Below are 24,208 nucleotides of genomic sequence, written 5' to 3'. Positions count from 1 at the left end.
TATTCAACCACACTTGGCTAGACTTAATATATTATACCCATAAAACATGGGATTTTCAATTATATTTTTTAAATATTTATCTATGAAACAAAGGGCTTTGCAGTAAGGATACTATTATTTCCATCTATGGTTATAGAGTTACTGCTGCTCTCATCTTTTATTAAAGCTATTGCTAAAACCTCTCTAATATTACAGACTGCAATAACATTTACTCCTTCTAGTGCTGCAAAGCTATCTTGCCAATTATCCTTAGGAATAATAATTTTTTTTGCTCCAGCTTTAATAGCAGCAGCAATTTTGGCATTTACTCCACCTATAGGCCTTACATTTCCGTGAAGTGAAATTTCTCCAGTCATTGCTACTTCATTATCTACGGGAATTCCGGTAATAGCACTATATATTGCTGTACTTATACTTATACCGGCCGATGGACCATCCACAGGGGATCCCCCTGGAAAATTAACATGAATATCATATTTTTCACAGTTTACATTCAGCACTTTCTCTAGTACTGTTATTACATTTTCTGCAGAACATCTTGCCATACTCTTTCTAACCATTTTTCTATTAAAGCCGCTTATTTCTTCTTCTTCAACAATTCCAGTAATTTTTATGGTACCTTTTCTAAATTTACTTTTCATGGCTGTAGCTTCAATCTCCATTACTGTTCCCATATTTGCTCCGTATACGGCAAGACCATTTACAAATCCTATTTGCGGTTTATCATATACCTTCTTCTCAAGCCTTGGGGTATATTGACCATTCTCAATAACCCATTCAACATCATCTACGTTAATTTCAGTCCTCTCGTCATTTATAGCTATTCCGCAGGCTAATTGTATCAAATTAAGAGCATCTCTTCCATTACTTGCATATCTTCCAACCATCTCTTTTGCTTTTTCCTCAATTTTGAGGCCAACCTTATCCACTGAATTTTGAGCAATCTTTTCTATTTCATCAGGAAGAAGAGCCCTAAAAAAAATTTCTACACATCTAGACCTCAAGGCTGGAACTATCTCATCTGGATTCCTTGTAGTTGCACCTATTAGTCTAAAATCTGCAGGGAGGCCATTATCAAAGATGTCTTTTATATATAGCGGCATATTATTGTCTTCAGAGTTATAATATGCACTGTCTAAAAATACCTTTCTATCTTCTAGCACTTTTAATAGTTTGTTCATCTCAATTGGATGTAGTTCACCAATTTCATCTAAAAATAGAACTCCACCGTGGGCCTTAGTAACAGCTCCAGGTTTAGGTTGTGGAATGCCAGCTACACCTAACTGACCTGCACCTTGATAAATAGGGTCATGGACCGAGCCAATAAGTGGATCAGCTATTCCTCTATCATCAAAACGCACTGTAGTAGCATCTATTTCAATGAATTTAGCATTAGCTTTAAAGGGAGAATTCATTCTTTTCTTTGCATCTTCTAACACTAATCTGGCAGCAGCTGTTTTACCTATACCTGGAGGTCCATATATTAATACATGCTGAGGATTTGGACCGCAAAGTGCCGCTTGCAGAGCTTTTATTCCCTTTTCCTGACCAATTATTTCCTCAAAAGCAGAAGGTCTGCTTTTTTCAGTAAGGGGTTCTGTTAGATTAATATTCCTGAGTTTTCTAAGCTTTTCCATCTCTTTTTTATTTTCCTTGTCAACAACAACTTTGCTGCTTTGTTGGCCTTTTAGGGCATTAAAAAAATATAAGCCCATAATAATTGTAACTAAAAGCTCAATAAATATTAAAAAATTCGTCATATAAAATCTGATTTAATTTTAAAAAACCTAAAACTAAACCTGTGCCTCCCTTCAATATAAATAAATTTTATATACTTATCCCTTGTTAGTATGCACAAGTTTAATCTAATATATTCCTTAATTTAGCAGATAAAAAGGAAAAAAGAGCAGAAAATTTCTGCTCTTATGCTGATTCTATTCCCTTTTTATTTTTCGTTTTTTTTGAAGCTTTTATTGGAAGCCTCTTATCACCTTCAGCTAGCTCAAGCTCTGGAGTCTTAGTCTTTAGAGTTTCTTCAGTAATAATTACCTTAGAAATCTCTTCCCTTGTGGGAACTTCAAACATAACATCTCTCATTATGTCCTCGATTATTGCTCTAAGTCCTCTTGCACCTGTATTTCTTCTAATTGCTTCATCGGCTATTGCAAGTAATGCTTCCTCTTTAAAATCTAGCTGCACATTATCAATTTCGAATAGTTTTTTATACTGCTTAACCAAAGCATTTTTGGGCTCAGTCAAAATACTCATAAGTGCATTTTTGTCTAAGGACTGTAGTGTAACAACTATAGGTAATCTTCCAACAAACTCAGGAATAAGACCAAATTTCAAAAGATCTCCTGGCATTATTTCTTTTAAAAGCTTTCCTATATCCTTTTCTGTTTTTGATTGTATTTCTGCACCAAAGCCCATTGCACTTTGTCTTGTTCTTTTTTCTATAATTTTTTCAATTCCATCAAATGCTCCGCCGCAAATAAAAAGTATATTTGTAGTATTAATCTGAATAAATTCTTGGTGCGGATGCTTTCTTCCACCTTGTGGAGGTACTGAAGCTACAGTTCCTTCAAGAATTTTAAGTAGTGCCTGCTGAACTCCTTCACCAGAAACATCTCTTGTTATAGATGGGTTTTCAGATTTTCTTGCTATCTTATCTATTTCATCAATGTAAATTATACCTTTTTCAGCTCTTTCAATATCATAATCAGCATTTTGAATAAGTTTTAGAAGAATATTTTCAACATCCTCACCAACATAGCCAGCCTCAGTAAGTGTAGTAGCATCTGCAATAGCAAAAGGAACATTTAAGAACTTAGCTAGTGTTTGTGCTAATAAGGTCTTACCTGAACCAGTAGGTCCTAAAAGCAGGATATTGCTCTTTTGAAGTTCAATATCTTCAAAATCCATATTAGAATTTATTCTTTTATAGTGATTATAAACTGCTACTGCCAGGGCTTTTTTTGCATCATCCTGACCTACTACATAACCATCAAGATAGGATTTAATTTCCATTGGTTTTGGAAGTGCACCAGTTTCAATCTGAATATTTTCATCAAACTCATCAGTAATTATTTCAGAACAAAGTTCAATGCATTCATCACAGATATATACTCCTGGTCCGGCAATAAGCCTCCTTACCTGATCTTGATTTTTACCGCAAAAGGAACATTTCAATTGCTTTTTATCTTCATTTTTAGCCATACATTTCACCTCTTTGGGCTATTTCTTTTTAGTAATAACCTCATCAACTAACCCATAATTTTTTGCTTCTTCTGCAGTCATAAAATTATCTCTTTCTGTGTCCTTTTCAATTTGTTCTAATGGCTTTCCTGTTCTTTCTGATAATATTTTGTTAAGATTTTTCTTTATCTTTAAAATTCTATCAGCATGAATTCCTATATCTGTAGCCTGCCCTTGGAAACCACCTAATGGCTGGTGTATCATAATTTCACTATTAGGTAGTGCATATCTCTTTCCAGGTGCACCAGCTGTAAGCAAGAAAGCACCCATTGATGCAGCCATTCCTACACAAATAGTTGAAACATCTGGCTTAATGTACTGCATTGTATCATAAATAGCCATGCCTGCAGTAATAGATCCTCCAGGACTATTTATGTAAAGGTATATGTCCTTGTCTGGATCTTCACCTTCTAAAAACAACAGCTGTGCAACTATTAAACTTGCAGTAGTATCATTTACTTCTTCGCCTAAAAATATTATTCTATCCTTTAACAATCTTGAATAAATGTCATAGGATCTTTCGCCTCTATTAGTCTGTTCTATGACCATTGGAACCAAACTCATGAAATCTCCTCCTTGTAAAACCATATTCTTATAAAATTAATTGCCAGAAATATCTCTGGCAATCAGCTATCCTATATACTATGCAATAGCTTTGCTATTATCAACTAGTAATTTTATTACTTTTTCATTAACTACATCAAGCTTTAAGTAATCCCTCTGAGCATTAAGTATTAATTCAGTAGTCTTATCAATATCCTTTTCTCCATATTGCTTTGCAAGCTCAGCTGCTCTTACCTTAAGCTCTTCCTCAGATGCTTCAATATTTTCTTCCTTTGCTATTTTTTCAAGAAGTAAATCAATCTTTACTCTCTTCTCAGCACTTTCCTTCATATATTCTCTAACTTTTTCTTCGTCTGTGTTTGTATATTGATAATATGAGTTAAGATCAAGTCCTTGATATTGCAATCTCATTTCAAGGTCTTTAACCATATTGTCTATCTCTTTATTAACCATAACTTCAGGAATCTCTACAGCTGCATTTGCACTTGCTGCATCAATAACAGCTTCTTCATATTCTCTCTTTGCTCTCATATCATTAGATTCTTGGAGCTTTCTTCTTAAATCAGCCTTTAATTCGTCTAAAGTGTCAAATTCTGAAACTTCTTTAGCAAATTCATCATCAAGGGCTGGAAGTTCCTTAACTTTTCTTTCTTTTATTGTAACTTCAAATACAGCTGGTTTACCATTTAAGTCCTCTTTACCATAGTTTTCAGGGAACTTAACATTAACATTTTTAGTTTCACCAATCTGCATTCCTATAAGTTGTTCCTCAAAGGTATCTATAAATGTACCTGAACCAATCTCTAAGGAATAGTCTTTACCTTCTCCACCTTCAAAGGCAATACCATCTACATAACCTTTAAAGTCAATAATAGCTATATTCCCATTTTCAACAGTTCCTTCAGTCATACTTTCAATTCTAGCATTTTTTTCCTGCATACTCTTAATCTGATTTTCAATTTCTTCATCACTTACAGTATATTCTACATTCTTAACTTCTAAACCTTTATATTCTCCAAGTTCAATTTCAGGATATACACTTATATTAGCAGTGTATATAAAATCTTTACCCTCTTCTATTTGAACTATATCAATGTTTGGATAATCTACAGGTCTTATATTATTTTCTTTTATTGCTACAGGATATGTATCATCACAGCAGAAGTTGATAGCATCTTCGAAAAATACTCCTTCTCCATAGTATCTTTTTATAATATGAATTGGAGCCTTACCTTTTCTAAATCCAGGAATATTAAATTTCTTAGCATTCTTTGCATATGATTTCTTCAAAGCTTCGTTAAACTTTTCTACTTCTACAGTTATTTCAAGTTTAACGGAATTTTTTTCTATTTTTTCTACTTTAACGTTCATTGTACTTTCCTCCTAAAATGAATAAATCCTATGTAAGCTTTCTGATTTCTTTTCAGTTACCTTACTTATTAGTCAATCTATAAACTTTATATTTCTACAAAATAAATATATTTAACCACAATATTATAACATATCACTTTGTAAATTTACAAATATTTATATAAATTTCTTGCATAATAATTATATCATAAAGGATAAAGTTTACAAGAAATTTTTCTTAATACTAGCTTTTTAAATCTTATTCTGAAATTTCTATTGATTTCCCATTATATTTAATATACTTTATATTGTTATCTATTGATATTTCAAGTCCCTTAGATGTTATATTCCCAAATTTAACATTGTCCCCGCCTAATTTTTCATACAAGGTGTGGTCATTTCTATCTTTTATATTGCTATTATTGATATTAAAAATCCATACATATTTTGTTGTTCTCTTATCAAACCATGGCACCTGAGATATATAGGCTACATAATTGTCATCTATAAACTTAGGTGATGAACACCAGATATAGCCTGGTTTTGATTTTAATACAGCATCTTTAGGCAAAATACCTCCTGAGGAGGAAATATATTTCGTATCATTTATCTTATGTATACTTCCTTCAATAGAAATTTTAAACATACTTTGTGTATTGTTTTCCAATACTATCATAGTTGTTCCTGAGGGATTTATGCTGCTGCTTACAGGTGCATCTATGGGAGTAACATATTTAAACATATTTTTGCCATTCTTATTTTCATAAACAGCTTGAATTTTAGTACCATTACTTAAAACAACTTCTATAGTTTTTTCTGCTGTATTATTAGAAGAGATCTCTGGAGTTTTTGTCTCTTTACTTGTAACGGTATCATTGACTTTAGTTAACTTATCAGTTTTATTTGATCTACGAACAATACTAAAAAATTTACTGCTTCTTATATAATCATACTTATTATATACATAGGACTTAAGACTGCTGCTAAAAAAAATCACCAAAATTATCATTACAAAAATTATAACTGCAGCAACGGTTTTTTGTTTTCTCTTTCTCCTACGTTTATTATAATCACTACTAAAGATACTTACCTTACTCAACAGTATCCTCCTTTCAATGGTCACACTGAGCAATTAAGCTCTCTCGTTCCACTCGATACTCTGGCTGCTCTATCTTGCCGATTACTCATGGTTAGACTACCCGTTAAAGTCCAATTAGGGCTTTAACCTCCTTATAGCTTACAACTTACTTTCTTATAAACAACATCATAGTCTATTTATTATGTCACAAAATGGTTTTATAAATTCAATCTTTTAAATAATTTTAGCAATTTTTAAACTTAATTTACAAATAATACGAATTTTGGATTCGATTTTTACTTCCTGTATTAATTTTATATATAATTTACTATAATTTGCAAGCAAAAAAGAAAAAAATAAAATAAAAGTTATATTTTTTGCATATCATATTATATATAATTATGAAGCCATTGTTAAATTGACAAGGCTAGTAAAAAATATTAAACTGTTTTTATATTACATATTTATATCAATATAATTAGTTATCTAGTATTTTGATTTAAGGAGAAAAATAAATGGAAAGTAATGATAACATTAAGAAAAAACCTTCTAAAGAAAAATCCCAAATTAGAGATTATATTATTTCCATAGTTATTGCCATTTTAATTGCACTTACTTTTAGAAACTATGTTTTTGCAAGAGCTGATGTTGAAGGTGAATCAATGTATTCCACCTTAAATAATAAGGATGTATTATTTGTTGAAAAGCTCAGCCTTTTGACGCATAGTATAAATAAAGGTCAAATTATTATTTTTGATTCTGAAAACCCCACACATGATATTTACGTTAAAAGAGTTATCGCAACAGCGGGAGATCAAATTGAAGTTAAAAATGGAAAGGTATATATAAATAACAAAGAAATAAATGAACCTTATTTAAATAAAAATATAATAACAAACCCCGGTCCTTTTTTAACTGAAAATCAGCTTTATACTATAAAACCAGGCTACATTTTTGTTATGGGTGATAATAGAGGGGACAGCGTAGACAGTAGAATTCTAGGTCCCATACCAATAAATGATGTAAAGGGTCATGTAATATTACGAGCTTACCCCTTTAATACAATGAGATTCTTTTAAAAACTTGGCAAAAAAGTTTGCTGCAATATATGAAATAGTATATTTTATATATTGCAGCTTTTATTATTTTAAAAACAATTTATCTATTCTCTTATAAGTATTCTCTATTATGTTATCCGGATATCCTAGAAACTTTAATAATTTTATTGCATTTGTAGTTTGTGATACTCCCTTCCTTATTAAGTAGTCAAACTTAAGGCCATCCTCTCCAACATCTTCAGTGAAATAATAACACTCATAAGACTTATCTACTATTCCAGTTAATTCCAAATCATGTGTTGCAACAATAGGGACACTGTTGTGGTTAATTAAATAATCTAAAATTTCCGATGAGGCAGATATCCTTTCTATAGGATTTGTTCCCCTAAAAATTTCATCAATAATACATAATGAAGGTATATTATCTTCACAATTATTAATAATTCTTAGTACAGCTTCGGCTTCTCCAAGATAATAACTTTTCCCCTGTAGTATGTCATCATTTGGACTAATTGAGGACAATATTTTAAAGTAGCTTCCTTTATAGTTTTTTGCTATGCAGGTAGCTATAGTTTGTGCTAACAATGCATTTACACCTATAGTTCTTAAAAATGTAGATTTACCTGACATATTAGAACCAGTAAGTACTATGCCCTGATTAAATATAGAAATTGAATTTGCAATTGGATTAGTAACTAGTGGATGAACTAAATTACTTATATCTAGAACTCTTTCTCCTGACACAAGTTCAGGTTCAACGTAAAAGGTTAATCCTTCCCTATAGGAGGCAATAGAAATTAAGGCATCTATTTCACCTATTGCAATGTAAACATTCTGCATCTCCCTTTTATATTTAGTCAGTTCTCCTATAACCTTAAAAAAGCTTCTTTCTTTTATTAGAAATAAAATATTAAAATATTGTAATATAACATCTGCATTTATACTTCCTAATAAGGAAGCTGATTTGGAAGCTTTAATATGCTTAAGATTAGACTTTAGTCCTTCTGTATAATCACTTAATTCGCCAGAACTGATTTCACATAGTTTTTTTCCAGTATTTACAACTGCGCTGAGGTATGACATAGCTTCCACGTGAGCAGATATTTCATTTCTAAACTTATAACTTATGTACATATTAATAATGAAAACTACCACAATATATATTCCAATTTTAATTCCCATAAAAGGGATCAAAAGCAAAATGATTATAGGAAGAAGAGCCATAAAGTTAAAGAAAATACTTACCCAGCTCTTTTTTGGAAGTTCACCCCAAAGCAAATCAGTTATTCTATTTTTTGTCTGTCTTCCTAAATAATAAAGTTCCACAAGTATTTTTTCTCTTAATTCCTTATTTTCTTTAAAAAACTTTAGAAGTAACTTTCTTTTTGTAAGCTCCTTGTCATTAAACTTTGGATTTCTAAGCATAAAGTAGAGTATTTGTTCACCTGCAGCTGAAAAAGTTCTGTCTATTTCTTCAAATATCTTGTTCATAGTTAAGTCATCCCAAGTTTGATCATCTATGAAGAATGCATCTTCACTTTCTTTTTTCATATATTCATAAAGCTTTTTTATATCCTCAAATTTTCTTTTTCTAATATCCTTATTTCCCCAACTATTTTTTATACTATATAGGGCCTTGTATTTAAGCATTTTTCTTCTAAAATATAGGGCTAAAATCCCTAAAGGAATTATTAAGGTAAAGCCTAAATAATATGCTTTTCCTATTTGTTCACCCATTAAAATCACAGCATAACCTGATATACCTATTAACACGATGAAGGTCCACATAGCAAATTTCATATAATTTGCCTTCTTTATAAGCATTTCTTTTTCATCCAAGGCACTTCCCCCTATCATCTTTTCCTTAAATTTTCATAGTTTATACTATATACCATGGAGGAATTCTTTGCAACAAAAGATAAAAAGTCAGCATTTACGCTGACCTTTCGGCATTTCAATTAAATCAATCTAACATTATATTCTCTTAGCCATATATTTATTTGAATTAAATAAGCCATAAGCTGAGGACCTGTCATTAGCTGACCATACCAAGGATTTTTGAAAGTCTTTCCTTCTGACTCTATTAGTTCATTAACTTTGTTAATATCAATTAGATTTAAAATGGGTGAGCTCTTATCCGTCAAAATTTCTTTAAGCCATTTTTGTACGAATTTTGTATATGCGGGATTATGAGTCTTAGGATAAGGACTCTTTTTTCTATATAAGACTTCCTCTGGCAATAAACCTTCAAGTGACTTTCTTAAAAGTCCCTTTTCAATATTGCCATAATATTTAATATTCCAAGGCACATTAAATGCATATTCTACAATTCTATAATCCGCAAATGGTACTCTTACCTCTAAGCTATTTGACATACTCATTCTGTCTTTTCTGTTTAATAAAGTTACCATAAACCATTTAATATTTAAATAGAATAACTCTTTCATTCTGTGCTCCCTTTCAGATTCTCCAGAAAGTCTTTGAACCTTGTTTATGGCTTCATCATACTTTTCTCTTGAATATTCTTCTAGGGGCAATTTTTTTAAATCCTCTGATAAAATATCTTTTCTCTCATTTACATATCTTGACCATGGAAAGGTTTTTGCATTTATATCCTCTTCTCTTCTAAACCACGGATAGCCGCCAAAAATTTCATCGGCACATTCTCCTGAGAGAGCAACAACTGCATCATTTCTTACTTCTTTGCAAAATAAATATAATGAAGAATCTATGTCAGCCATCCCAGGCAGATCATTTGCTAAAACAGCATCTTTTAACGCCATAGCCACATCTTCATTATCAACTATAATATTGTGATGGTTGCTGTCAATATAATTTGACATTAATTTTATATATGAGCTATCAGCATTAGGCTGATATTCATTTGCTTTAAAATATTTATCATTTCCAATATAATCTATAGAATAAGTATTTAGCTTATCTATATTATTGTTTTTGAAATAATTAGAAGCTATTGAAGAGATGGCACTTGAATCAAGTCCTCCTGATAGAAATGTGCAGACAGGAACATCAGCAATAAGCTGCCTTTCTACTGCATCAATTATTAAACTTCTTGTATGCTCCACAGTTTCTTTAAAGCTTTCTTCATGGGGCTTGCTTTCAATTTTCCAATATTCCCCAAATTTTAAGCTATGAGAATTAAACAGTAGGCAATGAGCTGGGGGCATTTCCTTTATATCCTTAAAAATACCGCTTCCAAGATTACGTGCTGGTCCAAGTGCGAATAACTCAGTAAGCCCATCTTTATCCACTACAGCCTCTACCTCAGGGTGGCTAAGCAGAGTTTTAATTTCAGAACCAAAAATAATAGAATTCTCCCTTTTAGTATAAAATAGGGGTTTTACTCCTAGAGGGTCCCTTGCTAAAAAAAGTGAATTATCAGCTTCATTCCAAATTCCAAAGGCATAAATACCGTTGATATACCTTAAGCATTCTTCACCCCAAGCAATAAAGGCAATTAATAAAACCTCCGTATCTGAGTAAGACTTAAATGAAAAACCTTCTGATTTTAATTTATTTCTAACTTCTTCAGTATTATATAGTTCTCCATTATAAACGATAGTGTATTTTTTTTTCCCTAATTCCCTTGTCATAGGCTGTGCTCCACCTGAAGGATCTACCACCACAAGTCTTCTATGTCCCAGCAGTGCATGCTTGTGCTTATATATTCCAAAAGCATCTGGTCCTCTCTTTTTAAGTGCGGCTGTCATGTTTTCAATAATTTGCTCAAAGCCTAAAAGGTTTTTATCGTAATCCACCCATCCAGCAATTCCACACATAGTATCATCTCCTAATAATCAAATTTCATATATTCAATTACATACTATGATTTGATGTATAAAGGGTGCATATTAAAAAAATTAATAATTATTTTCTAGTTACTTAAAATTACATGGTAATAATATGGAATTATTATTTTTAACCTGTTATAATAAAGAAAAAGATACAAATATTTTATTAATATCACTTTAATTTATAAATAAATTTATCATTTCAAGAATAATAATTTTATAACAATCTTGGGGGCCATATTATGAGACTTGTTCCAGTTGAATGTGTAAATGAAGGTAGTTATTTGGCAAAAACCATCTACGATAATGAAGGTCGAGTTTTACTTAGGGAAGGAGTAAAACTTAATGACATATTATTGAAAAGAATAAGACATATTCAAATATTTTCTATATACATAAATGATGAGTATAGCGATAACATAATAGAAGAAGTAATTAAGCCTGAACTGAGGCAAAAGGCAATTAAAACTATTAAAGACACATTTGTAAGCTTTGAAAAGTATAATAGCTACACTTCAAAGGGTACAAACTCCAATAAGGATTCCATATTTATTCAAGAAAAGCAAAAATATTTCTTATCTATTGGAAAAATAGCTGCAGATATTTTGGAGGAAATTTTTGCACAAAAAAATGTTCTAATTAATGTTGTAGATATAAAGAACTTAGACAGTTATACTTATCAACACAGCGTTAATGTAGCTGTAATTTCATTAATTATAGGCATGCAGCTGCAGCTTTCTAAAGCAGAATTATACTCTCTTTGTCTTGGAGCTTTGCTGCATGATATAGGTAAGGTTTTTATTCCAAATGAAATAATTCAAAAATATGATAAACTTACAGATGTAGAATATAATATTGTTAAAGAACATTCACAAAAGGGCTATGAGTATCTTAAAGGAAGCCCTGACATTTCCGCTCCAGCAAGAATAATCGCCCTTGAACATCATGAAAGGATTAATGGTTATGGGTATCCAGAGTCTCTAAAAGGTAATGATATAAATAAATTAGCAAAAATTGTTGCTATAGCTGATGTCTATGATGCTTTAACCTCTGACAGACCCCAAAGAAGAGCTTTAAGCCCAAATGAAGCACTTGAATATATAATGGCTGGTGGGGGAACTTTGTTTGATTACAATATGGTTCTTGCTTTTTCTAAAGTAGTAGTCCCCTATTCAGAAGGAACAATTGTAAGACTAACAAATGGTGATATTGCTATTGTTGAAGAAAATCATCCCAATTATCCACTAAGACCAAAGGTTAAAATAGTGAAAGCAATTGATCCAACTATAAAAAGAAATACCTATGTTGATTTATTGGATGAACTTAATTTAGTAATCCAGGGAGTTCAATATGAGGTTCCAAAATTCTCCGAATAACAAAAGGAAGGTCTAAATGAAATGCATAGCAAATATTAGTTAACTTTTATCTAACATTTGCTGTGCATTTTAAAGACTCTTCCTTTTTATTTAATAACATTTAATATTAAACCTAAGAATATTATCTCTCACCAAGCTTTAAATTAGGAATGGCATTAAGTGATAGATCAGCAGTGTTTCCCTTTATAAATTCAAAATAAGCCGCACTTCCAATCATAGCTGCATTGTCTGTGCATAATATTGGAGATGGAAACAATACTTCAATGCCATTTTTACTTCCTTCCTCTATTAGAGTTTCTCTAAGCTTGGAATTAGAGGCAACTCCACCTGCAACTGCAATCTTAGAAACATTTCTCATTTTACAAGTTTTAATTACATTATCAACTAGCACACCAACTAAAGCCTTTTGAAAGGATGCAGCTACATCTGCCCTGTTTATTTCCTGTTTAGTCATTTCCATTTTATTTAAATAATTAAGTACAGCAGACTTTAAGCCGCTAAATGAAAAATCTAAAGAATCATCATGAAAATTAGCCCTTGGAAACTTTATTGCATCTTCATTTCCCTCTTTTGATATTTTATCTATTTTAGGACCTCCTGGATATCCAAGTCCAATAGCTCTAGCAACCTTATCGTAGGCTTCCCCTGCTGCATCGTCCCTAGTCTTTCCGATAACTTCAAAATCTCCAAAGTCCTTCATATAGACGATAAATGTATGTCCTCCCGAAACTACAAGGCATACAAAGGGTGGTTTAAGCTCCTGATGCTCTATAAAGTTTGCACAAATATGTCCTTCTATATGATTTACCCCAATAAGAGGTTTATTTAATGCATAAGCTAAGGCCTTTGCATACTGAAGCCCAACTAATAATGCTCCAACAAGTCCTGGGCCATATGTCACTCCAATGGCATCTAAATCCTCAAAGGTTACATTTGCCTTATCTAAGGCCTCTTCTACTACCTTACTTATTACCTCAATGTGCTTCCTTGAGGCAACCTCAGGTACAACCCCACCAAATTTGGTATGAATATCAATTTGTGAGGAGATTATATTTGAAAGAACCTGTCTTCCATTTACCACTATTGCAGCTGAGGTCTCATCACAGCTGCTTTCTATTGCAAGTATTTTTAAGTCCTTCATAAGAACACTCCCTTTTGTATAACTAAATTTTATTATACACAAAAATATATGTTATAATCAAATGTATATCTTACAAAAAAGGAGCAAATTATGAATAATCGTTATGCGCGAGTTGTAGTAAAGGGTTCTCCAATATCAAAATCTAATTTTAAGCTCTTTAATCTTAAAGGTCGGGCTATACTTCCATATAATTCTGGTAAATATCACGACAGATATGCCTTATATGAAGAGGAAATTGCCTATGAAGCCAGATCACAAAATCCTGGTATAGTACTGTCTGAAGCTCTTATTGCAGTACTTAAAGTCTACTACAAAAGCAAACTTAGACATCCGGATACAAATAACATTACGAAGAGTATTTTTGATGGAATAGAAAAAAGCGGCCTTATAGTAAATGATGCTCAAGTCAGAAGGCTTATAATAGAGGAGTTTTATGATTCAATTAACCCAAGATTTGAACTGGAGTTATATAGCGAAAGTACATATTCTATGGATTATAATATAATCAAAAATGAACATGAAAAGGAGGCAATAATATACAATCCTCCAAGTAATAAAAAGGGAGCTCTCGGAATTCGAGGCAAAAAAACTGAAAAAGAAAAAAGTTTAAAGGTATGTGAAATATGTGAAAAGTCTATAAGTACAAGCAGTGTTATAACTGCCAATAAAGGTAAAATGGTAATTTGTAAAGATTGTTTTAAAAAGCTTTTTAAGTAGAAAGACAGAGGGCTAATTAACCTTCTGTCCTTGCATATTCTCAATTTTAATTACAATACTAATGTTTCCTTCATCTGTTTTTAAATGTTTCTTATCTAATATTATGGTTTCTATATCACCAGGGGAGAATTCTTCTTTAAATATTTCTTGTATCTTATTATTATTAATATATAAGACTGCCGAGGAAGATTTATATAATTTATCGGTTTTGAAGCTTATATTTACCTTTTCATCCAATTTGTCTAAATTAATAAATTTAGGTACAGCATATTTTATGCCTTCGCCTTCATAAACTTCGATTCTATCTGCAGAAAAAATCTTACCTGTACAAAAATCTGCAGCATTTTCTCCTGCCTTATAGCCTTCCTTTACTATATATTCTACCGTGTTATGAATGTTAATTACATTGCCGCAGGCAAATATGCCTTCTATGCTTGTGTTAAGTTCTTCATCAATAATTGTGCCATTTGTTGAATTTGAAATATTAATACCAACCTTTTTTAGTAGTTCATTTTCGGGTTGAAGACCCATAGATAAAATTACAGTATTACAAGGTATATATTCTTCTGTGCCAATAATAGCTGTATTATCATTATCTACTTTTATAATAGTTACTCCTTCAACTCTGTCTTTACCTCTTATATCTATAGCCTTATATCCAAGTTTTAGTGGAATGTCTAAATCATTAATACACTCCTTAATGTTTTTCTTTGATCCCTTTGGAAAAAATGCTCTTTCAATTATTGATTTAATAGAAGCTCCTTCAAGAACCATTCTCTTCGCAGCAATTAGTCCAGTATCCCCAGATCCAATAATAACTACTTGTTTACCAGGCATATATCCTTCATTAACGATAAATCTTTGAGCAGCTCCAGCAGTAAAAATTCCAGCACAGCTTTTTCCTTGAATATTAATTGTTCCCTTCGGCTTTTCTCTTCCTCCAAGGGCTATAACAATTGTTTTTGCACCAATTTCCAATATTCCATTTTCATTTACTGCTGTAATTGCCTTGTCCTTAGAAATATCAATTACTTCAGTATTTAATATATAAGAAACATTAAGTTTATTTGCTTTATCTATAAGGTTTTGTGCAAATTCCGGTCCTGTCAGCGTCTTATTATCCTTAATTCTTTCAAAGCCACAATGAATAGAATAATTTAAAGCTCCGCCAAGTTCGTTTTCTCTTTCTATTAGTAATACCTTTTGAACTTCCTTCTCCTTTGCTGCTATAGCTGCTGAAAGCCCAGCAGGACCTCCACCTATAATAACTATATCAAAATTATGCATAATATCCTCTCATTTCTTTATGAATGTTAGCATTTTTCTAGAAATGTAAATTAGCTATTTTTTTTTAATCAATCCATCTATTCCTATTCTCAAAAACGCAAAGGATATAAAAAACGGAATAAAACCAATGGCCACAGGTTTCAAAAGTGCCTCCATATTTTTAGCTTTGAAATATGAATTTATTATAAAATATGCTGTTGCTGCAAGCCCTAAAACACCAATTATTAGTATTAAAAATGCAAAATTTTTATTCTTTCTCATATGTTATCCTCTCCATCAATTTTCTATTACCATTTTACCACAATTTTTTAATGAAATATATTTAAAATATTATATTTAAAAACTGTTGCTTTTTTATTAATCATGTTATATAATATTTCTTGTCTTAGGGGTATAGCTCAGTTGGCAGAGTAGCGGTCTCCAAAACCGTTGGCCTAGGTTCGAGTCCTAGTACCCCTGCCACATTCTTAAAATTAATACCGGACAAAAAACGGACAGAATGTTTGAAACCGGAATTTAAAAAGAGTAGAAAATAATTTCTACTCTTTTATTTTAGTTTTTTGATTTTTGAATTTGTTGAAAATATATCACTACAGCTGTTATATTTATTACAAAATATCATAACTTCATTAAATGTAAAATCTGAATATCCATTTAACTTATTATTAAGTGCTCTTGTGCTAATCTTCATAGTTTCAGCAAGTTCTTTTCTGCTAATATCATTTAATATCAAAAATGCTTTCAATCCTTTATAAGACTATTTAGATTCCCCATTTTCCATTAATGTACCACATAACTAAATTTTATATAATTTTTTGTTTGCAACAAGGATTTTTAAATTAGAGATGTTGGTAATTTCCATATTACCACTTTTTAAATTTCGATGCAACCATATATTCGTAATTTAATAATAAAAAATAAAGTCCTGAGTAATCAGAGCTTTATTTGAAATTAATAACTATCTAGAAAGTATTGATATTACAGCAAAAACCATAGCTGCTATTCTAATTATTTTTGGATTACAAAATTTCTATTTGCCTTTTCGTGAAGACATAGCCATAGCTACTACTCCACCAACACCAAATATTCCTACAACTATTAATACTACTATACTGCTAGAATCCATTTTCCCACCTTCTCCTTTATTTTTTATTCAAAAAAAGAAGGCTTTGTAATGCAGTTACTCCCATATAAAATTGGAGATTTAAATATATATATTTTGGTTCTTAAATCTATAATTGGTTCTCTATATATAATGATAGATTTTATACTGAAATACGCTATTGCTAAAAAGAAGGTTTTGTAAAAGAAATCAATATAACTATAATTAAATTGAACAAACTTCCTTTGACTTTGTATAATAACTGAACTTTGGTCGACCTTAACCGAAGTTATTATAGCCCCATTAGTTCCAACATTAGCTTTAGAAAAGTTTTGTGTAAAGCTAAAGGGAAGCATAGCTTGAAAAATAAATAAAATAACTAATATTTTTGTGCTAAGTTTCCAAAAAAACTCATATATTCCTTCCTTTGTATTCTATTATTTATATTTATTATTATACTAATTTCTTAAAGTAAGTAAAATAGGTTTTTATAAAAATTTTTGCTAATACCCTTCCACTTTATATCTTCCAAAGGATCCACTTGCATCTCCTAAGCTCATACTTTAATTCAATAGTCTTTGCTGATTATTTATTGCACTCTGGCACTTAAATATTAGCATTTCATTGCCTGCTATTTTCTCTTTGTCTATAAGTTTTACTTTATCAACTTTAAATACTACTTCGCTTTCATCCTCAGTTATGGGTTTAAATCTAACTGGATGCGGTGTACCCGTTTTCTCAAACCAGCAAGCCATATCTATAGGTGTAGCTAGTATTTTCATTTTTTCACCTTCCAAGTGGAGCAAACTGTTATTATTATATTCTGCATTAAACTTACAATTCCTTCAAAAATAGAAAAATCCCGAGGCTTCTCCCCAAGATATCAATCTCGCCAGGTATTCTAAAAACACTTTTATGGTCTTTCTGAATGTATAAACTTGATGAATATTTCTTCTGGTTAAAAGCACTTGAAAAACCAGCCTTAAATGAATTATATTCCTTAGTATAATTTGCCTTATATTTATTAATCTTTGAAATTATATTATTAATTTTAGTTCTGTTAGCTCCTGAATTCATTGCATTATATGCAGTTTAGTATTAACACCTTGAACTCTATTATTCATTAAATTTCTTGCCTTCAGATAAATCAAATTCTTCAATTCATCAGAGAAATTTCCTTCCTCGCTGGCATAATTAAAGAAGTCTTCTAATAAAAATATGAATTAACTTAACTTTATACTATGTTCATTTTATTCTAGTATACAAATTAGAATTTGAATCATTTATAGTATTTCATAGATTAAATTTTTAAATAATTTTTTAAATTTTTTTTTGAAAAAAATAAAAAATGCCTTTACAATAAATAGTATAAAAGCATTAACGCGTATAATTGTTCAGCGTGAAATCAAGTAATTGGTTTCACGCTTTATTTTTTGCTTAAATGCTTTATTTCACAAAGGAAATAGGGAGATATAATATGGACTTTTATATGAAATTACCAAGAAACCAGAAGGAGTTTGCATTATTTTTGTTAGTTATTTCAGTTATATCAGTGAATATAATTGCACCATTGAATACTTGCTTTGAAGTTGGGTTCCATATGTATGTATGGGCAGATGCAATAAAAATAATTCCTTTTATTTGGGTTTGCGTGATTGCCTTAGTTTTAATTACATATAAACCCGCGGAATGGCTAACAGCAAGAATAGTAGAGAAAGGAGACAGTTTTAATTCACATATTACTATAAATATTTTATGTACGGTATTTTTTATGTCAATATTTTTAACTGTAATTGGTACATGGATAGGAAATAGGCAAGTGAGCATGGAGCCTATTCGAATGTTCTTTTATAAGTGGCCACGTAATATCGTAGTTTCCTTTGCAGTAGAGGCATTCATTGCGCAGCCAATAGCAAGAGTGGTTATGTTAAAAATTCATAAGATTAAAGATAAAAAAAGTATATTTGAACAATAAAGAGGCTGCCTCGGCGGTCTCTTTATTTATGACAAATTACTATTTGTCAGGTATTAAATAAGTAACTTTCGAATCACAATTATTTGCCATTATGTCTTAGTGTTATTATATTCTGATTCAATTTACAATTCCTCTAGAAAATAAAAGAATCCCGAGGATTAAATTTAGTCTAGTGTTCTAAATTTAATTTACATAGATAATTTATTTATCTTTTTTTTGTTTTTCACTTTGCTCTTTTTCAATCCTTTTAGGTAAAATAACATTTATATAAATAGCCCCTATTATTACCACAATAATAGGAATAGTTATCATTATACTTTTAATATCCATTACATTCTCCCCTTAAATGATATTTGCAAACAAACTTCGAACACTAGGCAAAAAATAAAAAGATGGGAAACTCAAATAAGAGTTTCCCACCCTAGAAACAAATATCTTGGAATCAAACTTCTGTTTGTCCAACCGGTAGAAATTATATATAACACTATTTTATATAATTATATCATAAATATATAATAATTCAACTATTATAGAAACGTCCCATAAAGTTCCATAACAATATTTAACCATTATGTCTACCTGTTATTATTTTATTCTGAATTAAACTTACATTTTTTAAAAAAATAAAAAATCCCGAGGTTTCCCACGGGATTAATGTTATTGTATACTATTATTAAGTTGTCCATCATCTAGGTAGTCCTTTGCTTTTGTGTATAGATAATGAACCAATTTCTCATATTGTCTTCTGATAAGAATATGGTTAAAATTACTTGTAAAATTGATAAGCTTTTTTACATACTCACTCTTCCTGCTGCTGTCCTGATTTAAGTACTGTATCCTTAGCTAAACTCTTTGCCTGCAGCATTAAAGCATAAGATTTTGTTTTTACCTTTAAATAATTAAAATCGAACTCCAAAACCGTTTGTCTGGGTTCGAATCCTAGTACCCCTGCCAAAGCAAAAGCTTGTAGATTTAATAGTCTACAAGCTTTTTTATTTTTATTTTATACTTGAGGAGGCATTAATTCTAGGACTCGCCTTACTTTACATATAATAAAAGCTATAGACTTATAAAAGTTCTACAGCTCGTAGGGAATCCAAAGTAAAAACTAGTAACCACATCTAATGTTTTTCATAATATGATAATGTGAGCTAATTTAATTGGAGGTAAACAATGAATAACACTGAAGAATTACAAGATACTAACTACAATATTCCTGAATCAATGGATTATAGTGAATATCCTTGCCTAGATTGTCCTTACTTACGCCAATATTCTAGATATTACAATCCTATTATGTATCCTAGCGATGAATATCCTGCATATGACGATATGTATAGAAGACGACATCATCGTAGGCGTCCACGTCCATTTTTCCCTATAGGTGGCTTCCCGTGGTGGTTCTTCTTTTTCTAATTGGTAATTTAAATAATAGCTTCAGATCATTCTGGAGCTATTATATTTCCTAAATAAAAAGCAGCTTCTAAAAGCAACCTCCCAAAATAAAAGAATTGGAGAATAATATGGATATTAACAATTTGAATTTTATCAATTATATTTAATCTATACATTAGATTCGCAAATAAAATAGCAGCTGCCAACGGGGCCAACTGCTATTTTATTTATGTATCAAATTGTAGGAGGCTTCCGCATTCCCTTTATAAGTATTTGCATTTAAAATACTAATATACAATAAATTTAAAATTTACCTAACCCTGTTATGCCTTTTCCCATTGGCTTTCCTGGGAATATTAATTTAATCATCTTTAACCCCCTCCATTTGTTAAATTTAATTAAAACAAATCATAAAACATTAATTAGAAAAGTATAATTTAAAAGTGATTACTTTTATTAAGTTTAAATATGGTGGTGCAATGTCAGAATTTAGTTATATCAGTCCTAAAGATCTTTCTATTCTAGCAAGTGTCATAGCAATTGCTATAGCAGAAAATAGAACACCTGGTGATATAAATATAATAGGCAACTTATTTACCGCAATAGGTAGCCTACTTCTAACTATGGCAGCTCAAGAAGAATCCCTAAAATCTTCTAACGCCAATCAAAATCAAACTAAATAAAATGCTAAACATCATCCATATTCAATTCAATAATATGGGATTGTTTTATTTGATTCCAAAGAATAATTTATTATTGACCTGCCCTCCATTCCTTTTGATTTCATTTCCTTTATTGCCCAATTACTTTTACTTAATTTCATATTTTTAAATTAACTGCACATGCTATATACGGAGGTGCTTTTATGGATAAATCTAATAAAAATAAGAAAGATAAACTACTAGCTAGTCAATCAACCACTGGATCATATGGAATATCAAATTCAGCAAACTTAACTATAGAATCTTCAGGTACTGATGGTGATGATAATAATTCTTTTTTCCCTAATTTTCACGAAGAAAAAAGTTGGTCATCTAAAACTAGTGCAATTATTGATGATTCTAAGTAATTTTATCTAACACAGGTTTTTTCTATGTGTTCTATTCTTACATTTTGTCGTATTTTTCTTGAATAACGTCATAAAAACACCGTAAAATTCAATCATGAATAATGTGGTGTTCAGAATAATTATTCGCTTTTAAAGCATTGACATTTAAGAAATATGTGCTGTCTTTAATGAAAAAGCCTTGAAGATAAATCTATTCCTCTTTTAGCTGATTAGTATAAAATGAGAAGATGTTAATATTTGCGATAAAATAGAATATTTAAACGAAACTATTGGAACTATAAGAGTGGAAGAGAAAAAGTAATGGCATTCATATAAGTTATTACTCATATGGATGCCATTTTTATTTTTTATCATTTTCCTTATACATAAAAATATTTATTTTTTCATCAAGTTCAATGCTTAGGTTTAATAGTTCAGAATCATTAGTTATAATTTCCTTAGCGGAAATCATGTTATTTAGCTTTGTTCTTAAATTTTCAATCTCATTTGTTTCTGACACTTTGGTTCACCCTTTTTCTCACATGACAAATTTTAACACAACAGTTATATTTTAATTGATTAATCAGTTAATTTCAAGTAAATTTATATAAATAATATCTTTTATTTTTAAAAAAATAAAAAGCAGCTCCTAAAAGGATTACTGCTAAAGAATCAATATTTTATTTCTTTAAGTATTTTCTCATCTAAAAGCTTGCTATTATTAATAGATGCAGTACCCAAAGAAAATATTATTATAAGGAAAGGTATAAAAAGACTTAATAGGAATAATATAATTATCATGAATATCAAAACCCCATTCCTAATTTAATTAATATAATCATATTACCATTTATTTACATTTAGGTAAATAAATTTAATCCTTTATTTTTTTACAAGAAAACCCCTAGTTTTACCTAGGGGTTAATTTATTATTATTAAATTCTCCAACAGTAGCTTTAATAATATTATATATTTCATCTTGACTTAGCCCTGTTTGTTTAGAAATCATTTCGGTAGCCTTGGAATGTTTTATTTCGCTCTGCCAGTTAAATTCCCTTCCCATTTGCTCCACAGCCAAAATTATTTGCTTAGCAATAGCAATATCTTGATTATAAGCATCTTTACCAATTTTCTGTATTACTTGCTGCTTTTGCACTTCAATGTAGGCTTTATTAGTATCTAGCACCTTTTTTACATAATAGCTAATAATTCCTAGTATTGTTGTTATTACAATATAAAGCAGCTGTGGAATAACTTGGTTTACAAATATATCTTTTAACACTTTCTTCACCTCCCCCATTTGCTACCATAATATGTGGAGGATATAAAATTGACATATTAGTAATAAATTTATTTTTATCCAATAAGCCTATACCAAGTATTATTGCCTACAATGCCGTCAGCTTTTAATGAATTTGAACTTTGATAACTTACTACTTTACTCCTTGTTATTGCTCCATAAATACCATCTATATTAGCTCCTAACCTATACTGCAGATATCTTACCGCAACGCCAGTAGAATTTAAAGAAAGTAATGGTTTATTAATGATAGAATTTATAGCACCTAAGGTTTGTGCTCCAGTAATGCCATTTACCTTTATGCCTGCTATACTTTGTAACTTTTTAACAGCTTCGGTTGTCCTACGTCCTTGTATTCCATCTTCAACTAATTTATTAGAACTGCTGTCGGTAACCTTTAATCTATTTAAGCTTTTCTGAAGCTGTAAAATATCATTATTTACTTTGTTTTCAATAGGGGCAGCTGATAATTGCTGACCAAGCATTTTGTCTATTTCATTCTGAACCTCATTCCTAAAATCCTCAACTGTCTTTCCAAATTTCCCAAAATAACTTACTGGATCAGTATGATTTGTTTCATGCCATTTTTCACTTACTTCTGCATGGGACATTAAATTAAATTTTGTTATTGGAAATCTCTTAATGATATACACATGAATATAGGCAAATAACCAAACTGCCCTTGTCCATACCTCTTTAAAGCCTTCAGCATCATCATAATGGCATAGCTCTATTCCTATAAAACTTGTGTTTGCTGATGGACCAGCATGCCAGGACTGCTCGTCCCAAGGAATAGTTTGAGTTATGCTATTCTTATCCACAAAAGCATGGGCAGAAGCCCCTCTATATCCTGTATTAAAGTAATTATATTCATTTTCATCTGTTGCTCCTGGATCACTGGTTTCATGAACAACAGTTCCTATTGCTTTTAATTGTTTATTGGACCTGTTCTTCGATATAAATCTTTGATTAATAGTATAATCCATATCTTACCTCCATAAGAAATTGATTTTAGTTTTTTTAATCCTATAATATAATATGCAGAAGCTTTAAAAGGTACATTTTTCTCATAAAAAAAACCAGGTGTCTAAACCTGGTTTTATATATTATTGAATTTTAAAGCCTGAATCCTTAACTTTTTCAAGAATTTGCTGGAAGTTCTCAGTTCTAATTCTAATTACAATTTCCTTTACATCAGTTACACTTCTAGGATCTACCACAACAAAACTAATTATATCCCCACCGTTTTCTGATATTATCTTAGAGAGTTTTGATACTTGTCCAGGAATATCATAGGCTATTACAGCAAGTCTCCTTCCTTTATTAAGGCCAAAGAGTTCAGTAAATTCATGGAAGATAGCATGATGAGTTATAATACCTCTAAAGATGCCATACTCGTCAACAACAGCTACAAAAGAAATATTTTTTACTTCTAAAAAATGAGCTGCTTTCTCCATTTGCTCTAAAGGATGAATCGTTGGTACATCATCTCTCATAACATTTTCAACCTTAAAATCAGATAGTAGGCATTCCTTATCTAAACACTTTTCATAATAAAATGCATATATTCTTTCTTTTGAAATAGACCCATAAAATTTTTCATCTTCTGCAACCGGAATGGATAAGAAATTATTTTTTTCAATTAATTCCAACGCCTTTTTTATGGTATCCTTTGGACTTATTATTACTAATTTTTCAATTGGAAGCATTAAATTTTTCACAAACATAATTGCACTCTCCCTAATTTAAT

25 protein-coding genes, 1 tRNA gene and 1 other annotated feature are annotated in these 24,208 nt (G+C 30.6%); of the genes, 8 read left to right on the top strand and 18 right to left on the bottom strand.

Annotated features, from left to right (window positions below; genetic code table 11):
• Positions 1 to 80 precede the first annotated feature (80 nt).
• The 5 genes from lonB to ACJDUG_RS02960 all read right to left on the bottom strand — a co-directional run bounded on the left by lonB (position 81) and on the right by ACJDUG_RS02960 (position 6,268).
• Positions 81 to 1,760, bottom strand: a complete 1,680-nt coding sequence (gene lonB / locus ACJDUG_RS02980) for an ATP-dependent protease LonB (protein WP_406768393.1) — start codon at positions 1,758 to 1,760, stop codon at positions 81 to 83.
• Positions 1,761 to 1,923: 163 nt separating this feature from the next.
• The gene (gene clpX / locus ACJDUG_RS02975; RefSeq protein ID WP_406768392.1) at positions 1,924 to 3,216 is read right to left on the bottom strand and encodes an ATP-dependent Clp protease ATP-binding subunit ClpX; all 1,293 of its coding nucleotides are present in this window, start codon (positions 3,214 to 3,216) and stop codon (positions 1,924 to 1,926) included.
• An 18-nt stretch (positions 3,217 to 3,234) separates the two neighbouring features.
• Positions 3,235 to 3,819 (bottom strand): ATP-dependent Clp endopeptidase proteolytic subunit ClpP, encoded by a 585-nt coding sequence (gene clpP, locus ACJDUG_RS02970; RefSeq protein WP_406763867.1) that lies wholly within the window; start codon positions 3,817 to 3,819, stop codon positions 3,235 to 3,237.
• 78 nt (positions 3,820 to 3,897) lie between these two features.
• Positions 3,898 to 5,190: a trigger factor gene (gene tig / locus ACJDUG_RS02965; protein ID WP_406768391.1), complete on the bottom strand. Its 1,293-nt coding sequence runs from the start codon at positions 5,188 to 5,190 to the stop codon at positions 3,898 to 3,900.
• Positions 5,191 to 5,428: 238 nt separating this feature from the next.
• Positions 5,429 to 6,268 carry a hypothetical protein gene (locus ACJDUG_RS02960; protein ID WP_406768390.1) on the bottom strand — a complete coding sequence of 280 codons (840 nt, stop codon included), beginning with the start codon at positions 6,266 to 6,268 and terminating at the stop codon, positions 5,429 to 5,431.
• Between the two features lie 494 nt (positions 6,269 to 6,762).
• Here ACJDUG_RS02960 and lepB point away from each other — a divergent pair, with 494 nt between their 5' ends.
• Positions 6,763 to 7,326, top strand: a complete 564-nt coding sequence (gene lepB, locus ACJDUG_RS02955) for a signal peptidase I (protein ID WP_406768389.1) — start codon at positions 6,763 to 6,765, stop codon at positions 7,324 to 7,326.
• A gap of 63 nt (positions 7,327 to 7,389) precedes the next feature.
• On the opposite strand, the gene ACJDUG_RS02950 is transcribed toward lepB, so the two are convergent.
• Both ACJDUG_RS02950 and asnB read right to left on the bottom strand, forming a co-directional pair.
• Positions 7,390 to 9,144: a MutS-related protein gene (locus ACJDUG_RS02950; RefSeq protein ID WP_406768388.1), complete on the bottom strand. Its 1,755-nt coding sequence runs from the start codon at positions 9,142 to 9,144 to the stop codon at positions 7,390 to 7,392.
• Positions 9,145 to 9,263: 119 nt separating this feature from the next.
• Positions 9,264 to 11,105 (bottom strand): asparagine synthase (glutamine-hydrolyzing), encoded by a 1,842-nt coding sequence (gene asnB / locus ACJDUG_RS02945; protein ID WP_406768387.1) that lies wholly within the window; start codon positions 11,103 to 11,105, stop codon positions 9,264 to 9,266.
• Between the two features lie 254 nt (positions 11,106 to 11,359).
• Here asnB and ACJDUG_RS02940 point away from each other — a divergent pair, with 254 nt between their 5' ends.
• A complete protein-coding gene (locus ACJDUG_RS02940; protein ID WP_406768386.1) occupies positions 11,360 to 12,493 on the top strand; it encodes an HD-GYP domain-containing protein in 1,134 nt (377 codons plus the stop codon).
• Positions 12,494 to 12,614: 121 nt separating this feature from the next.
• On the opposite strand, the gene tsaD is transcribed toward ACJDUG_RS02940, so the two are convergent.
• Entirely contained in the window at positions 12,615 to 13,634 is a 1,020-nt protein-coding gene (gene tsaD, locus ACJDUG_RS02935) for a tRNA (adenosine(37)-N6)-threonylcarbamoyltransferase complex transferase subunit TsaD (protein ID WP_406768385.1), read from the bottom strand.
• 90 nt (positions 13,635 to 13,724) lie between these two features.
• Here tsaD and ACJDUG_RS02930 point away from each other — a divergent pair, with 90 nt between their 5' ends.
• Positions 13,725 to 14,351, top strand: a complete 627-nt coding sequence (locus ACJDUG_RS02930; RefSeq protein WP_406768384.1) for a RusA family crossover junction endodeoxyribonuclease — start codon at positions 13,725 to 13,727, stop codon at positions 14,349 to 14,351.
• A gap of 12 nt (positions 14,352 to 14,363) precedes the next feature.
• On the opposite strand, the gene ACJDUG_RS02925 is transcribed toward ACJDUG_RS02930, so the two are convergent.
• Together ACJDUG_RS02925 and ACJDUG_RS02920 are read right to left on the bottom strand one after the other, a co-directional pair.
• Positions 14,364 to 15,638: an NAD(P)/FAD-dependent oxidoreductase gene (locus ACJDUG_RS02925; RefSeq protein ID WP_406768383.1), complete on the bottom strand. Its 1,275-nt coding sequence runs from the start codon at positions 15,636 to 15,638 to the stop codon at positions 14,364 to 14,366.
• Positions 15,639 to 15,692: 54 nt separating this feature from the next.
• Positions 15,693 to 15,899 carry a hypothetical protein gene (locus ACJDUG_RS02920; protein ID WP_406768382.1) on the bottom strand — a complete coding sequence of 69 codons (207 nt, stop codon included), beginning with the start codon at positions 15,897 to 15,899 and terminating at the stop codon, positions 15,693 to 15,695.
• 126 nt (positions 15,900 to 16,025) lie between these two features.
• Between ACJDUG_RS02920 and ACJDUG_RS02915 the strand changes: the two genes are divergently transcribed.
• Positions 16,026 to 16,100: transfer RNA gene (locus tag ACJDUG_RS02915), tRNA-Trp, on the top strand.
• 85 nt (positions 16,101 to 16,185) lie between these two features.
• On the opposite strand, the gene ACJDUG_RS02910 is transcribed toward ACJDUG_RS02915, so the two are convergent.
• The 3 genes from ACJDUG_RS02910 to ACJDUG_RS02900 form a co-directional block, all read right to left on the bottom strand.
• A complete protein-coding gene (locus ACJDUG_RS02910; protein WP_406768381.1) occupies positions 16,186 to 16,383 on the bottom strand; it encodes a hypothetical protein in 198 nt (65 codons plus the stop codon).
• A 920-nt stretch (positions 16,384 to 17,303) separates the two neighbouring features.
• Complete coding sequence (locus ACJDUG_RS02905; RefSeq protein WP_406768380.1) at positions 17,304 to 17,522, bottom strand: hypothetical protein; 219 nt, start codon at positions 17,520 to 17,522, stop codon at positions 17,304 to 17,306.
• Positions 17,523 to 17,574: 52 nt separating this feature from the next.
• Complete coding sequence (locus tag ACJDUG_RS02900) at positions 17,575 to 17,817, bottom strand: hypothetical protein (protein ID WP_406768379.1); 243 nt, start codon at positions 17,815 to 17,817, stop codon at positions 17,575 to 17,577.
• 400 nt (positions 17,818 to 18,217) lie between these two features.
• Between ACJDUG_RS02900 and ACJDUG_RS02895 the strand changes: the two genes are divergently transcribed.
• The gene (locus tag ACJDUG_RS02895; RefSeq protein ID WP_406768378.1) at positions 18,218 to 18,715 is read left to right on the top strand and encodes a hypothetical protein; all 498 of its coding nucleotides are present in this window, start codon (positions 18,218 to 18,220) and stop codon (positions 18,713 to 18,715) included.
• A gap of 201 nt (positions 18,716 to 18,916) precedes the next feature.
• Here the strand turns inward: ACJDUG_RS02895 and ACJDUG_RS02890 are convergent, their stop codons facing one another.
• Complete coding sequence (locus ACJDUG_RS02890; RefSeq protein WP_406768377.1) at positions 18,917 to 19,045, bottom strand: hypothetical protein; 129 nt, start codon at positions 19,043 to 19,045, stop codon at positions 18,917 to 18,919.
• Positions 19,046 to 19,125: 80 nt separating this feature from the next.
• Positions 19,126 to 19,179: a sequence feature (sodium ion sensor (DUF1646 type); this cis-regulatory element may regulate processes involved in with the transportation of sodium ions), on the bottom strand.
• Between the two features lie 709 nt (positions 19,180 to 19,888).
• On the opposite strand from ACJDUG_RS02890, the gene ACJDUG_RS02885 reads away from it, so the two are divergent.
• The 3 genes from ACJDUG_RS02885 (at position 19,889) to ACJDUG_RS02875 (ending at position 21,179) form a co-directional block, all read left to right on the top strand.
• A complete protein-coding gene (locus tag ACJDUG_RS02885) occupies positions 19,889 to 20,131 on the top strand; it encodes a hypothetical protein (RefSeq protein ID WP_406768376.1) in 243 nt (80 codons plus the stop codon).
• A gap of 458 nt (positions 20,132 to 20,589) precedes the next feature.
• A complete protein-coding gene (locus ACJDUG_RS02880; RefSeq protein WP_406768375.1) occupies positions 20,590 to 20,793 on the top strand; it encodes a hypothetical protein in 204 nt (67 codons plus the stop codon).
• A 182-nt stretch (positions 20,794 to 20,975) separates the two neighbouring features.
• Positions 20,976 to 21,179, top strand: a complete 204-nt coding sequence (locus ACJDUG_RS02875; protein WP_406768374.1) for a hypothetical protein — start codon at positions 20,976 to 20,978, stop codon at positions 21,177 to 21,179.
• A 340-nt stretch (positions 21,180 to 21,519) separates the two neighbouring features.
• Here ACJDUG_RS02875 and ACJDUG_RS02870 read toward each other — a convergent pair whose 3' ends face one another.
• From ACJDUG_RS02870 to ACJDUG_RS02855, 4 genes are all read right to left on the bottom strand, one after another.
• Positions 21,520 to 21,678 (bottom strand): aspartyl-phosphate phosphatase Spo0E family protein, encoded by a 159-nt coding sequence (locus ACJDUG_RS02870; protein ID WP_406768373.1) that lies wholly within the window; start codon positions 21,676 to 21,678, stop codon positions 21,520 to 21,522.
• A gap of 390 nt (positions 21,679 to 22,068) precedes the next feature.
• Entirely contained in the window at positions 22,069 to 22,440 is a 372-nt protein-coding gene (locus ACJDUG_RS02865) for a hypothetical protein (RefSeq protein WP_406768372.1), read from the bottom strand.
• Between the two features lie 74 nt (positions 22,441 to 22,514).
• Positions 22,515 to 23,444: a peptidoglycan recognition protein family protein gene (locus tag ACJDUG_RS02860; protein ID WP_406768371.1), complete on the bottom strand. Its 930-nt coding sequence runs from the start codon at positions 23,442 to 23,444 to the stop codon at positions 22,515 to 22,517.
• A 120-nt stretch (positions 23,445 to 23,564) separates the two neighbouring features.
• On the bottom strand, positions 23,565 to 24,185 hold the full coding sequence (locus tag ACJDUG_RS02855; RefSeq protein ID WP_406768370.1) for a CBS domain-containing protein: 621 nt from the start codon (positions 24,183 to 24,185) through the stop codon (positions 23,565 to 23,567).
• Positions 24,186 to 24,208: the final 23 nt, after the last annotated feature.

This window comes from Candidatus Clostridium stratigraminis (genome assembly GCF_045310675.1).
GTDB lineage: Bacteria > Bacillota > Clostridia > Clostridiales > Clostridiaceae > Clostridium_AT > Clostridium_AT stratigraminis.
Note: the sequence above shows the minus strand (reverse complement) of the source record. Positions and strands in the feature narration are given on the sequence as shown.